Annotated in this window: 9 protein-coding genes and 2 pseudogenes; 7 read left to right on the top strand and 4 right to left on the bottom strand. The window is 58.7% G+C overall.

Going from position 1 to position 13,671, the window contains the following annotated elements; genetic code table 11:
• Positions 1-421: 421 nt before the first annotated feature.
• From EN749_RS17825 to EN749_RS17835, 3 genes are all read right to left on the bottom strand, one after another.
• Positions 422-1,393, bottom strand: a complete 972-nt coding sequence (locus EN749_RS17825; RefSeq protein ID WP_095518433.1) for an ornithine cyclodeaminase family protein — start codon at positions 1,391-1,393, stop codon at positions 422-424.
• A complete protein-coding gene (locus tag EN749_RS37740) occupies positions 1,390-1,566 on the bottom strand; it encodes a hypothetical protein (protein ID WP_189367578.1) in 177 nt (58 codons plus the stop codon). Before EN749_RS37740 ends, EN749_RS17825 begins: the two co-directional genes overlap by 4 nt.
• Positions 1,567-3,121: 1,555 nt before the next feature.
• Positions 3,122-4,369, bottom strand: coding sequence for an acetyl-CoA carboxylase biotin carboxylase subunit family protein (locus tag EN749_RS17835; protein ID WP_095518437.1), 1,248 nt, complete (start codon positions 4,367-4,369; stop codon positions 3,122-3,124).
• A gap of 239 nt (positions 4,370-4,608) precedes the next feature.
• Between EN749_RS17835 and EN749_RS17840 the strand changes: the two are divergent.
• The 7 genes and pseudogenes from EN749_RS17840 to EN749_RS39450 all read left to right on the top strand — a co-directional run.
• Positions 4,609-5,561 (top strand): annotated as a pseudogene (locus tag EN749_RS17840) (IS630 family transposase).
• Positions 5,562-6,259: 698 nt separating this feature from the next.
• Entirely contained in the window at positions 6,260-7,261 is a 1,002-nt protein-coding gene (locus tag EN749_RS17845) for an L-histidine N(alpha)-methyltransferase (protein WP_128363620.1), read from the top strand.
• A 42-nt stretch (positions 7,262-7,303) separates the two neighbouring features.
• Positions 7,304-8,599, top strand: a complete 1,296-nt coding sequence (gene ectB, locus EN749_RS17850; protein ID WP_128363621.1) for a diaminobutyrate--2-oxoglutarate transaminase — start codon at positions 7,304-7,306, stop codon at positions 8,597-8,599.
• 319 nt (positions 8,600-8,918) lie between these two features.
• The gene (locus tag EN749_RS17855; protein WP_128363622.1) at positions 8,919-10,277 is read left to right on the top strand and encodes an MmgE/PrpD family protein; all 1,359 of its coding nucleotides are present in this window, start codon (positions 8,919-8,921) and stop codon (positions 10,275-10,277) included.
• Between the two features lie 50 nt (positions 10,278-10,327).
• Complete coding sequence (locus tag EN749_RS38840) at positions 10,328-10,960, top strand: hypothetical protein (protein WP_236379074.1); 633 nt, start codon at positions 10,328-10,330, stop codon at positions 10,958-10,960.
• Entirely contained in the window at positions 10,950-12,920 is a 1,971-nt protein-coding gene (locus tag EN749_RS17865) for a recombinase family protein (RefSeq protein WP_095518436.1), read from the top strand. The genes EN749_RS38840 and EN749_RS17865 overlap by 11 nt, the downstream gene beginning before the upstream one ends.
• A 206-nt stretch (positions 12,921-13,126) precedes the next feature.
• A pseudogene (locus EN749_RS39450) lies at positions 13,127-13,262 on the top strand (ATP-binding protein); the annotation flags it as partial.
• A gap of 287 nt (positions 13,263-13,549) precedes the next feature.
• Here the strand turns inward: EN749_RS39450 and EN749_RS17870 are convergent.
• The coding region (locus tag EN749_RS17870; RefSeq protein WP_128363623.1) for an aldehyde dehydrogenase family protein at positions 13,550-13,671 on the bottom strand (122 nt) is incomplete at its 5' end.

Below are 13,671 nucleotides of genomic sequence, written 5' to 3' on the forward strand. Positions count from 1 at the left end.
TCGATGATGAGGTCGCGCACGACCTTACTTGTGGTTGGATGCCGACGAGCATGTGGCGCGGCCTTCCTGCGCAGCACGGCGTGCACGCGGCGGTAGCCATAGGTCGGCAGCATCTCAATGATTGATCCCGGGGACCAGTTTCGCCACGGGCTCGGGATGGCGGCCAATTCCGCCTGATCCACGGCCCTTCGAACGCCCCGCGATGTTGGAACGAGGTGACGCAATCGTCTCGCATACTACGTTCATCGCCAAACATCCTTTGGCCACCGGAAACATCTCTTTCTTGAGCCCGCCGCCGCTTCTTTTTGCCAGCAGGTGCGGCAATTCGCGCACATGGTCCTGGAGCGCGCGAAAGCCCAGCCCGAGATGCGCCTTATGGCCGGCTTTGGGTTGAACTCTCTTCGTCGGCGACTCAAATGCCCTAACGCTGCAGCCCGACGCCTCGACCGGTTCGAATAGCTATCTCGAACAACGCGCTGGCGACTGCAAGGTCGGCAAGGGCAAAGCCCGGAAATAGAAAGAGTGTGCGCTGCCTTGAATCCGAAGAACGGCCTCGCTCAACTCCGCTCGCCAGCATTGCCAAATCCGAATCAAAGGGGCCGGGATAGGCGAGCTTGGATTGGTTTTCTGGATCCTCCGCCTGGGCGCGATCGTCCACGACCCGAAGATCGAATACGTTGAAAGTTTCGACGCGCCATGACCGACCGAGGTCGACCGCGCTGACGAAGCTGCCTGGACGCAGTAGGGTCGCATCGAGGAAGGGTGTGAGCGTAGCCGTCCCGGGCACGGTCGTTATGACGATGTCACAGGCGAGCGCGTCATCTGCCATCGTGGTTTCGCGGCTTTGCAGACCCTTCTCTCGTGCGATGACAGCTAACCGGCGGGCTGAGGTCACGGTACGATCGAAGCAAACTGCTTCGGCCAATCTGGGGAAAAGATCGTACATTGCATCAAGATGCCCAAGCGCCTGTTGGCCGCAGCCTACAAAGCCGATGGATGCACTGTCCGGGCGTGCAAGATATTCCGCCGCAAGTGCCGACATGGCGGCGGTGCGTAAAACTGTGAGGCTGTTGCCATCCATGATAGCCAGAGGTTGTCCAGTATTAAAATCACTGAGGATAATAAGACCGTTAACGTTCGACAGCCCTCGTCCGGAATTTTCAGCTGCGATGCCGACCCATTTGGCTGCAGCATAAGGAGGCTCGGGCGAGGCTGCACACAGCGCTTGAAAGAAATGTCCAGGAGCGATTGCGAGGGTCTGTTTCGGACGCACTTGAACTCGGTGTTGCGCGTGCAAACGGAACGCTCGCGCGAGGCTCAGGCGTAGATCGGCTGGGTTGGGCCTAAGGGCCGCGATTTCAGCCCCGCTCAGGTAAAGCAACTGATCATTCATAGCCGACTCTCCTCAGCAATCGCCCAGGCGCATGGCTCACCACTCGCGAGCTTCTCGGGATACTCTTTTCCTGCTTCAGCCATCTTCTGCCCCTGTTGTATTTTCTCGACCATGAATCCCGCGGCGACGCCAGACTTACCATAGGCGCCGCCGAAGATCGGGTTCTGGTTCATTCGGTGGATGGTCGCATAGTTCGGCCTCTCCAGACGACGTCGCAGTTGTTGCGCTTGGCGAGCAGTCCAGTCCGTGCTCGAGGAAGCACATCAGCGCCTGCCGGGCGCTGCCAAGTACCGCGACCTTGTCAAACATCAAGTTGACGGCCTCCTGCACGCGGCGATCAGGATCCTTCTCAAACCGGTCACCGACCTTCGCGAAACCCGACGGGGTTGCAACGACGAGCGCGAGGAGCCTCATCGTAGCGCCGAGAGTGAGCGCGGGAGCAGAAGGTCGAGCTCATACTCGTTTGAGGCTCCCCTCAATTCCGGCAGCAATCGGTCATTGCCCTGGCGTAGCTCATAGACTGTCTCCTGATCGATTAGCACGGTGTCGACCTGGCACATCTAGATGAGTTGCTGCCGGTCGCGGTTGTTGCGGGCAAAGCGCGAGATCTCTTCCTGTGCCGCAAACCGCACTCACCTTGCCAAGGCAGAGCTCGGCGACCATCCGGTCGAAACCCGCGCGTGCGGTGCCGCCAGCGGCAGAGTCACCGAGACCGTCATTGATCGTCTCCATGGGGGACCAGCCGAGCGCCGTCAGGTGGTCGTGCATTGCATGTTGAAGCATACTGCTCTCGCGATTGTGCAGAATCCGATGGGCGCGCAGCCGCCGGCGCGTTTCTTCCGGGAGCCGCCTGCCACGCGTCACCGGAGTCGTCTTCGTGGCGGGCTGATGGAGAACAGATCGAACTGGGGTGTCGTCAGCTGGCGCGCGTGGGACACCCACACCGTGCTGACCGCCTTGCGCACAGGCGATGCCTGCCGCCTCTGTCGGCAGCGTCGGCGCGCTCCCCGGCACCGGCACCTAGATCCGTCGCAACTGAGCGCGGCGGCGGATCTGGGCGCTCTTCCCGCAGATCGTGGCGGGAGCACAAGTTCTCGACCTTGGCGGGAATGGGACCGATGAGGGCCTCCTTCTTGCGTAAGGATACTGTCGATGTCGGGCTCTTTGGCCCTATCGGCAGATCGGCCGCCGAGGTTCGCGTCTTCCCCAGTTGGGACGTCTTCTGGTTGATCCCGGATCGCTCCGCCAGCGCTCTCAGGCTCTCTTAATTAGGCGGGCGGCGACCAGCTCGCCAGTTGGCCGAAGCTCCAATGGGTTGGCATCGTCACGGCTGGCGTCCACGCGGATTCCCTCCACCGGCATTACACGGCTTCAGCGGTATTATGACCCTGTCCGACTCCCACCGGCACCACCGCTCAGACGGCTCCGTTGAGGCCGCTACCCTCATGCCGAGCGGGTCTCCCCTTTTACCCGTATCACCCTTCCGACGTGCAGTGCCCTAACCCGGCGGATCGAACGGGTGCACATGTCGATTGCTTCCTTGTTCAAGCGGCCTTCCCCGAAATTCAGCTGGGGTCGGCATCCACATTATCACTTTCGAGGCCTGCTCAGGCTTCACTCACGTCACGGCCCATCGGATTGCTCAACCGCCCAAGGCGGCCACGCCATCGGGGCGCACTGAATTTTCCAGGCTAGTCTCCTCGCGACTCCGGCTGGCAACATCGTCTGCTAAGGATCCGCAGATTGTTCCGTTTCGGTAGACGACGGAAACGGTTCGATCGACCAACCGATTAAGTCGACGGCACGCTGCAGTACAGCCTCCGTCTCAGCATGGCTCGGTGAAGCAGCGATGACATGTCCAATCGTGTCTTGGTAATCGCCTTGCCTGACGATCGGTGTCTTAGGTCCTACATAGAATTTGATCTCGGCGACACCTGATACTGCGGCTGCCCGATTGTCGCCGTGGATCCAATCGAGGATGCCATCGCGATCAGCAACCAGGAACCGAGCGGCCGCGGCATTCGATTGCCTTTTGTGCAAATCCCATTCGTCGCCGATGACAAGCTTGATGTGCTCGGTGATGAGATCGATGCCGTAAGCCAGCTGAATCAGTTGGGGAGCGGGCGTGCCATGAAGCCGCGGATTGACTTCAATGACGACTGGGCCACGCTTCGTCCACCGGAATTCAATGCCCGTTGGCCCCCAGCCAAGGCCGAGAGCTCGCAAACAGCTCAGCAAAACATTGGCGATACGCTCATGCTCGTCATCAGTCAGCGGGGCCGGAATGATGCACTCACGAGCGACGAAATACGGCAGAGGGCCGCAATCACCGGTGCCAATTCCAATGATCTGATCTCCCATTATGTCGGCCCAATAAATTGGGCCTTGTGCGAATTCTTCGACCAGTATCCTCGGGGGGGACCGCCATATGTGCTGCCCGCCCAACAGATAGGTCGTGTGTTCGGCCAACTCAACGACATTGCGGCACAATCGGACACCGCTGCTGCCGCTGCCTACGGCCGGCTTAAGAACCACTGGCAGGCCGATCTCCACGGCAGCGCTTTCTACTTCTGTCGCATTCGCTGCCAGGCGATAAGCCGGTATTGGAATGCCGGCCTCCGCGAGGAGCTGACGTTGAGTGAATTTGTCGCGACATTGTTCGATGGATTCGGGGTTCGGTCCCGGTAGATCGAAATGCCGGCAGAGCTTACCAACTGTCGCGTAGAACTGGTCGCCGGCGCACGTGATGCCAGCAATGTCATAGGTGGTCTGTAGCCGAGAACATTCGCCGATCAGCGCATCAAGATCATCTGTATCGACACAGATTGCTCTAATTCCTTCCGCCGCAAGAGAGTCGTACCTAGCTGGACCAGCCGACAAGACAATTGGATGAAGGCCAAGACGCCGGGCAGCTCGGACGTACAGCGGACTAGTATCCCCTATGCCTTCAATCAGGATGAGCGCTCTTTCTAACATTGCTGTTGACTCCACGTTGCTGCTGTGCGGCCATGCTTGCGTAACCAGCATCAGCTTTTTAACCGCGCTGACCTCAGACCTATGCGCTGAATGTACCATCGGTAATGATCTGCGATCGCAAAAGTTCTGAGAATTGGTATAAAGAATCTGTTGCAACGCTTTGACAAGTTGGAGTCTAGAGCGCGTCTGTGATCGATGCTGTGACGGCTGCGTTTTGTGCTGATTCAAACATCCCCTCGATGGAGGTGGACGATGGGGGAGCATTGAGCGTGGATCTTCGGTTGCGGGTCTTGAAGGCTTCGCACGAGGGCATGTCGGCGCGCAAGCGGCGGCGCGGTTCGGCGTGGGAGTGTCCAGCGCGATCCGCTGGATTGCGCGGGCGAAGATCGGTGAACTGGGGCCACGCCCGCAGGGCCGCCGCCGCGCCTCCAGCCTCGAGGCGCATGAAGCCTTCATCGCCGGGCTGATCGGAGAGCGCAAGGACATCACGCTGAACGAGATGGTGGAGCGGCTCGTCGCCGAGCAGTCGGTGCGGATCAGCCACAGTGCCTTGAGCGCCTGGCTTCGCGGCCACGGCTGGACATTCAAAAAAGTCCGCGCACGCACTGGAGCAGGATCGCCCCGACGTCCTGAAGCGGCGCCGGGAGTGGTCCGACGCCAGCTCGATCTCGATCCGACGAAGCTCGTGTTCATCGACGAGACCGGCCTCTCTCCACAAAGATGGCTCGCCTGCGTGGAAGAGCGCCGCGGCGAGCGCTGCCGGGCCGGCGTGCCGCATGGCCACTGGAAGACCACGACCTTCACCAGAGCGCTGCGGCTGACGGGCATGACTGCGCCCTTCGTCTAAGACGGCGCGATGAACGGCAACGTGTTCCTGGCCTATGTCGAGCAGGTGCCGGTCCCGACATTGTCGGAGGGCGACGTAGTCGTCATGGACAACCTGCCCGCTCACAAGGCCTCAGGCGTGCGCGACGCGATCGAGGCCGCAGGCGCGAGCCTGCTCTACCTGCCGCCCTACAGTCCCGACTTCATTCCGATTGAGAACGCCTTCGCCAAACTCAAGGCGCTGCTGCGAGCAAAGGCCGAGAGAACCATCAAGGCTCTGTGGAACGCGGTCGGCGTGGTCGTCGACCTCTTCACCCCAGCCGAATGTGCCTACTACTTCAAAGCCGCAGGATATGAACCGGATTAAACAGGACGTGTTCTAGGCGACGATAGCCGCACCGACGTTGTGGCGTAGCGGCATCACCGCTTGGCCGCCGTCCCTTGCCACCCAAAGTCTGATGGCTGAAGCGGTGACGCGCCGCGTTCCGCACAGTGACGAAGGTAATTAACGACGTTGCGACCGCCAAAAAAATAAATAGGGCCATCGGAAAACCTACCTGCGCCAGAACTGACTCTCAAACCGCGCCTTCGTAGCTATCAGGCCATCATCAATGCCGCTTTGCGAGGTTGGCAGAAACTCATCTCCGCGCCCGAAACCATCACGTCGATCGGAATGCGCGAATGGCAGCACATCGGTCAATCCCAAGACTCTTGGGATAACTTCGCTGGCCGTCACTGTGCCGGCCTGTCGATAACTTTACGATGTCAGTCAGGTCAGTGCCGTTGGCAAATCCGATCACCATTCTTGATAACACGCCGGGCAACTGACACCTACTGTCGGGTTTGTCGAATCCGCGACACAATGGTTTCGGCCTGGCTGCCTGCTGCAGGCCCGTTAAACCATTGAAGGGAACTGAAAATAACTTCAGACGCTCCCCTCAGCGCAATTGGCACGACTTTTGATCTCCCTCTTCGTGAAACGGCGGGAGATTCCGACCGATATCGTTGATTGTAACCTCAATAAACCTTATCGCCATTACACCGTTATTTAGTGGAGCTATCTCTATGGCGCGAAACCACACCGGCCCTGCAGCGGCCACAGGCAATAAATATGAAATTATCGGCGCCGATGTTCCTGATGAAACTTTATTCAGGGGTGACCTATTGGTGGCGTCCCTCTCGGAATCGCCGCGTAGCGTGAACTCCATCTACTATTACGACGACACAGGATCACTGTTGTTTGAAAGACTGTGTAAAGAGGAAACCTATTACTTATTCAGAACTGAACGGGAGATACTCGCCGAGTACTCAAAGACGATTGCCGGAATCACAGGTCCTGTCTCTCTCATTGAGCTGGGATCCGGGAACGCCGAGAAAACAACTCTGTTGATTGATGCTTACGTGGAAACGCATGGCCTGACCTTTTACGCCGCCGTCGACATCAATCGCTCGATTTTGGAGAGAGCGGCTGAAAACATTCTCTCAGTGTCATCGGATTTGAACTTCTTAGGGGTGGTCGGGACTTACCAAACCGGGCTCGCAGAGATCACGAGCCTGGTTGGTCCAAAGCTTTTATTTTGCCTGGGCAGCACGATCGGGAACATGCACGACGACGAGTTGGATAATCTTCTCCGATCGGCGCGCTCGGCCCTGTCTCCTGGCGATTATTTTTTGGTCGGGATAGATTTGGATAAAGAAACGGAGATCCTGGAGGCGGCTTACAACAGTCAGACCGCTATTCTGACCAACCTATGTGTTCTACAACATTTGAACTGGCGGTTCAGTGGAGACTTTGATTTATTCCATTTTCGACATGTGGCATTTCACAATAAATCGCTGCATCGCATGGAGAGCCACTTGGAGGCTATGCGGGCTCAATCGATCAATCTCCAAAGACTGAAATTCTCGTTTCATCTAGAAGAAGGAGAGATGATTAGGACTGAGATCATGAGAAAAGTTCAGATAAATGAGTTTAATGACCTTTTTTTCAATTACGAATTTCTGAATGTCAAGTATTGGACCGATCGCAACCAGAAATATGCCTTAATTTTGTTTAAAGTTTCGTAATACATGAATTGAATTCCTCACAACACGCCACGGAGACATCGCATGAAGGAAGACATTGAATCGGAAGTGCGAAACTACTGTCGCTCCTACCCTGCAATGTTCGCCGAAGCGAAGGGCAGTTATGTAATTGCCCAGACCGGTGACAAATACCTCGACTTTCTGGCCGGCTGCGGGTCATTAAACTATGGGCATAATGACCCGGTGATGCAGTCTGCCCTACAAGACTATATCTCTAGTGACGGCATCGCTCTTGGGCTCGACCTCCGAACAAGCGCCAAACAGGAGTTTATCGACACATTCGAAGACTTGATTTTGCGCCCAAGATCGCTCGAATATCGCATTCAGTTCCCCGGCCCCACTGGCGCCAATGCTGTCGAGGCTGCGGTCAAGCTCGCACGCAAGGTTACCGGTCGCACCAACATTATCGCCTTTACAAACGCTTTTCATGGCTGTTCGCTCGGTGCGCTAGCTCTCACGGGAAATTCTTACCACCGAAGAGCATCCTCTTCCATGCTCCACGGCGTTCATCGTGCGATGTACGATGGCTATCTAGGCCCAAGCTGCGATACGGCCGAATCGCTTCGAAAGCTGCTGAGCGATCCATCCGGCGGAATAGACAAACCCGCAGCAATCATTCTCGAGGTGGTGCAGGGCGAAGGAGGGCTCAATGTGCCGACGCGCCGCTGGGTCAAAAACATCGAGCAGATTGCCCGACAGCATGGTGCGATCCTAATCGTCGATGAAATTCAAACAGGCTGTGGTCGCACAGGACCGTTTTTCGCGTTCGAGGCCTTCGATATTCGCCCCGACATGGTACTGGTGGCGAAGTCAATTTCGGGGTTCGGGCTTCCAATGTCTCTTGTCTTGCTGGCTCCCTGCGTCGACCTTTGGCGCCCTGGTGAACACACTGGAACGTTCCGCGGGAATAATCATGCGTTCGTCACTGCTACGGCTGCTCTTAGAGAGTATTGGCGCGATGAACACTTTGAGCATGAAACTGCTCGCAAGGGCAGGATTGCCAACAAGATCTTGTCTGAATTTGCCATCCCTTTCGGCTACCTCGTGAAAGGAAGAGGCCTGATGCTTGGGCTTGACGTCATCGACAGCAAGTTGGCTGCTCAGGTGAAAGCGGAAGCCTACCAGCAGAAACTCATTGTTGAGCTATGCGGGCCATCCGACGAGGTGATCAAGCTAATGCCGCCGCTGACGGTCTCGGATGAAGAATTGATCGCCGGAATTAATGTGCTTGTTTCTACAATCAGGACTGCTTTTTGCCCCGAACGAACGAATGAGGCTGTGGGCCGCAGCGGCGACAGTCGGATCCCATGGGGTGGGTGAAAGCGCCTGCTCCTTGACAGAGTGGAGTTGTTCACTCCCTCTGGAGACGACAATTCCTACAGCTTACGAAACCAAAGTACCGACCACCATCTGCGCCGATCTTGACGCAATTCTCGACCAAGCGAGCGGTGCGTAGCGACGATGTCGCGGGCTGTTGACGGGTTCTTCGCAGCTCAGGGAGAAACTCGGTCAAGGCGCCTCGCCAAGGCTGCTCCTCGCTTAAGGCATTTCCGCACACGAGCCGCTGCGCGACGATCCTTGAACTGTCGGCGAACCGTCAGGCAGCGCCTGTCGAATGAAAGTTGTGAGAGTTATCAACATGACCACCTTTTCCGAATTTACCGGCACTCTGACCTACGACGCCATTCCCGAAGAGGTCCGTGCCATTCTCAGGCGCAGTTTTGCAGACACGCTCGGCGTAGCGGTGGTGGGCGCAACCACGGAGGTCGCGTCGATCACCAGGAAGATCGCCGATCGCCTATGGCGCCCGTCTCCTGAAGTTGGCGCGGCCAGGATGATTTTCGACGGGCGCCCAGTCAGCCCCGCGGGGGCGGCCTTCGCCGGCGCCTTCACCGTCGACTCTATCGATGGCCACGACAACAACAGCCCCTGCAAGGGTCACGCCGGCTCGGCGGTGTTTCCTGCGCTGCTCGCCGTTGCCGATTCGCTCAGGGCCTCGGGCGCTGCAATCTCGGGCAGAGAATTCATGGTTGCGCTGGCCGTCGCCTATGAGGTTGCCTACCGCGCCGGCCTGACGCTTCACGGCACCGTCTCCGACTACCATACTTCTGGAGCGTGGACGGCAGTCGGCGTAGCTGCGGGTGTCTCCCGACTGCTGGGGCTCAGCCAGCAGCAGACGCGCCACGCAGCGGGCATTGCAGAATATCACGGGCCTCGAAGCCAAATGATGCGTTGCATCGATTTCCCCACCATGCTGCGTGACGGCGTCGGCTGGGGTGCGCCCTCAGGCGTCATGGCGGCCTATTTGGCCGAACTCGGCTTCACTGGCGCACCGGCGATCACGGCTGAGGGGGCCATCGCCGAGCCGTGGTGGCGTGATCTCGGAGATGCTTGGCGTGTTGCTGAAGATACCTCATACAAGCCCTATCCTGTCTGTCGCTGGGCGCATCCATCGATCGATGCCGCGCGCGACCTGATGCGTGACAACAGCCTTTCCAGTAAGGATGTCACGCGCGTCCGCATTCAGACGTTCCATTATGCCGTCCGGCTAGCCGGTCACAACCCGAAGACGCTGGACGAAATGAGCTATTCGATCGCTTTTCCGGTTGCGACGATGATTGTGCGTGGCAAAATAGGGCCGCAGGAGCTCTTGCCGGAGATTCTGCAGGATGAAGAAATCCGGCGCATTTCCGAGGCCACCGAGCTTGTCGAAACCGAGCACTACACTCGCATCAGCGTCGGCAAGCGCTGGGCTGATGTAACGCTCTACCTCAAGGACGGCCGAGAAATCATATCGGAGCCGCGCACCCCGAAAGGCGATCGCGACGATCCCATGACCGCGGAAGAGTTCCACACCAAATACGTCAATTTCACCACCGATTTGATCGGCAAGGACCGGGCCGACGAGATGGAGGCAATGTCGTTATCATTCGATAAATTGGACAGTAAAGGGCTGAGCCGTCTGATTGGCGTGATCGTTGCGCCACTCGATCGCTGATCTCGCCGCGGCACCTTAACGTTAACTGAAGACTGACGGAAATCTGCGATGTGACCCGCATGTTGAAGATTGTTCGTGATCCGCCCGGGGTCTGGAAGCCGAGCGAGGAATGTGGCCTGGCGGTGTTGAACAACACGACGAAAGAACGCCCACAGGACCGAGGAACGCAAGTTTCTTTATCCATGGCGTCCTTGGGCCGGGCGTTGTGTTCACGTTATGAGGTGATCGAGAAGGCCGACCGGGAGGTTTTCCGCTGCAGTCTCTCCGGCCACGCCTCCGATCGGTGGCTGGAAGTTCCGGCCTGGATGTTTGATCGCGCGGTCTGCACCGCGTGGCGCATTGCCGCTGCCCCACATGTCGATCCCAGAACGCTTGGCGTCTTGGTGACACTGCTGCAGGACGCGACGGCCAATTCCCACACCCCATCGCAATTGGAGGATTCGGGCGCAGCATCGGGTCCTCACGACGCGAATCGGGGAGAGGTCCATGCAGCGCCAGCCTACGACATATCAGTTCGATCTGTTTCCAACCCGCACGACGCGCAGACCGCGCAGATGCCACCATGGCAGGCGCTGCCGGAAGAGACGCGCCTGACGCTGACAAAGCTGATGGTGCGCCTGATCCTCGACCACGTCGACGGCGATCGCACCGTTCCACTGGAGGACGCGCGCCATGATGCATGAGAAGATCCGGCCCCACCCTCTGGAGCGCAAGGATATCCTTTATGTGCGGCAGTCCTCGGCCCATCAGGCTCTGCACAATCGAGAGAGCCGCGCCCTGCAGTATGCGATGCCCGATCGCCTGGTGGCACTCGGCTGGTCTTGCATCGAGACGGTCGATGACGATCTCGGCCGCTCTGCTGCTGGCGGTGTCGCGCGAGCGGGCTTCGACCGGATGGTCGCCGCAGTCTGTCTCGGCAAGGTTGGGGCGGTTGCGGCGCGGGAGGTATCGCGCTTCGCCCGCAACAGCCGCGACTGGCAGCAGCTCATCGAGATGTGCCGAGTCGTCGATACCGTGCTGATCGACCAGGAGACGGTCTACGCACCGCGCCAGGGCAATGACCGGCTGCTGCTGGGATTGAAGGGCAGTCTCAACGAGTATGAGCTCGATCTTCTGCGTCAGCGCTCCCTGTCGGCCCGCTATGAGAAGGCCCGGCGCGGTGAACTCGTCGTCGCTGCCCCGGTCGGCTTTGTGAAGGTCGGCGATCGGCTGGAGAAGGATCCCGATCGTCGCATGCAGGAGGCCATCACCCTTGTGTTTGACAAGGTGGCGGAACTCGGCAGTGCCCGCCAGGCCCTGCTCTGGTTCCTCGAACATGGGCTGAATTTGCCTGCCAAGCGCAACAATGGCGATGTGGTCTGGCGCAGGCCAAGCTATGCGACCATCCACCGAATGATCGAGAACCCGATCTACGGCGGCGCCTACGCCTATGGTAAGACTCGTGCTGCGTCGGGATATGATGCAACAGCCATTCGCTCGCGCAGCCGACGTAAGGCGCGAGATGAATGGCTGGCGCTGATCCCGGGTGCACACGAAGGCTACGTCGGCTGGGAAAGGGCGGAAGCGATCCGCAAGATGGTGAGCGACAACGTGCCCACGAGCCGGCATCACGGGGCGCCCAAGCCTGGCGACGCTCTGCTCGCCGGCCTTGTCCGCTGCCGGCGCTGCGGCCGCAAGCTGACGGTCCGCTACACGGGAACCAAGCACAACATTCCGCGCTATTCCTGCTGGCGTGGTCTGCTTGACAATGGCGAGCCGCGTTGCATGGCCTTCGGTGGACTACGCGTCGACGACGTCATCGAGGAAGCTCTTCTGCGGGTTGTCGAGCCGGGAGCGATAGCCGCGGCCGTCGAGGCCGAAGCGCAAGCGGCCAGTCGCCGCGATCAGGTCCGCGATGCTCTGATGCGTGATCGCGAGGCGGCACGCTACAGCGCCGATCGGGCGTTCAGGCAATACGACGCCATCGATCCGCAGAACCGGCTGGTCGCGGCGGAACTGGAGTTGCGATGGAACCGGGCGCTTACGCGTGTCGGCGAGATCGAGAGCAGGATTGCCGCGCATGATGCCTCGACATCGGAGCCATCACTTCTGTCGCCAATACACGTCACCGCGCTCGCCGCCGATCTCAAAGCTGTGTGGGCGGCGCCGACGACGGATGCAAGGCTCAAGAAGCGCATCGTTCGTACCGTCATCCGGGAGGTGGTCGCCGATATCGATGACGAAGCCTCCGAGATCGTTCTCCTGATCCATTGGGTTGGCGGCGTCCATACTGAACTGCGCCTGCCGAAGCGGCGCCGTGGACAGCGCAACAGCATGTCCGGCGATATCATCGCGGCCGTCCGCCAACTGGTGCTCATCGCCAATGATGATCTGATTGCCGGCATCCTCAACCGCAATGGACTGGTGAACGGCCACGGCAATCGATGGACACGCGAGCGGGTCACCGCGCACAGGTCGCATCATAAGATCCCTGTCTTCCGGCCAGCGGCGGACGGCAAAGAGCCGTGGCTTAACCTGAACAAGGCGGCGCGCCTTCTCGGCGGTTGCACCGAAGACCCTCAGGCTCGCCGCCGAGGCGGGCGAGATCGAAGGCGTTCATCCTCTGCCGGACGGTCCATGGGTCTTCAGCCGATCAACGCTTGACGAACCGGCGGCTCAGCGCATTGTTCATCGCGCGCGGCAAAACCCAAAATACCCCATGGGATCGCATCCAGATCAGCAAAACCTATTCACTTCAACGGCATAGACAGATGGGTGTTATGAAACAGGATTTAAGTCCTCCCGCCACTCGGCGATGAGGTGCGAGCGTGGTAGAGGCCGAAGAATGAGGGTATCCTGCGCTGCTTGGGGACAAAGCCATGACGTTGGCCGCCATTGACAGACTGGTTCATCACGCGACGATTTTCGAAATGAACGTCGAGAACCCCGTTTAACGGAAAATAGCGATGGCACGCCCGCGCGCTGGCCTCGGCCTTCGCTGATTGACGCGCCGCGATAAGCAAACGTCAGCATAGGTTGTCGCGCAAATGAAAGCGTGCCTCCCGCTTCAAACGGAGGCCGGCTTTTTTAGTGAGTTCAACGGCCCGCGACAAAAATCTCTCATCTGATTGACGCTCCGCGACAATCTAAAAGCCGGCCTCATTGACTCACCGCGACAACGACGAAGATACCCATTGCAACTCACTGATCAACAGGCCATCTTCACCAAATCGCGACCACCTAACTCTTGATCATGATCGTCGCGCTTCCCCTCACGCGGAATATAGGGACAATTACACGCTCAGGCAAATATACTTCATTTCAGTATAATGATCGATTCCGTATTTCGAACCTTCACGGCCTATTCCCGACTGCTTGATGCCGCCAAAGGGCGCAACCTCAGTGGAGATCAGCC

Origin of the sequence: Mesorhizobium sp. M7A.F.Ca.ET.027.02.1.1 (assembly GCF_004022985.1) — a bacterium.
GTDB lineage: Bacteria > Pseudomonadota > Alphaproteobacteria > Rhizobiales > Rhizobiaceae > Mesorhizobium.

Excerpts from the sequence above, each read along its gene's own strand:
- EN749_RS17825 (WP_095518433.1), bottom strand. The coding sequence starts at position 1,393 with ATGAATGATCAGTTGCTTTACCTGAGCGGGGCTGAAATCGCGGCCCTT.
- EN749_RS37740 (WP_189367578.1), bottom strand. The coding sequence starts at position 1,566 with ATGAACCAGAACCCGATCTTCGGCGGCGCCTATGGTAAGTCTGGCGTC.
- EN749_RS17835 (WP_095518437.1), bottom strand. The coding sequence starts at position 4,369 with ATGTTAGAAAGAGCGCTCATCCTGATTGAAGGCATAGGGGATACTAGT.
- EN749_RS17845 (WP_128363620.1), top strand. The coding sequence starts at position 6,260 with ATGGCGCGAAACCACACCGGCCCTGCAGCGGCCACAGGCAATAAATAT.
- ectB (WP_128363621.1), top strand. The coding sequence starts at position 7,304 with ATGAAGGAAGACATTGAATCGGAAGTGCGAAACTACTGTCGCTCCTAC.
- EN749_RS17855 (WP_128363622.1), top strand. The coding sequence starts at position 8,919 with ATGACCACCTTTTCCGAATTTACCGGCACTCTGACCTACGACGCCATT.
- EN749_RS17865 (WP_095518436.1), top strand. The coding sequence starts at position 10,950 with ATGATGCATGAGAAGATCCGGCCCCACCCTCTGGAGCGCAAGGATATC.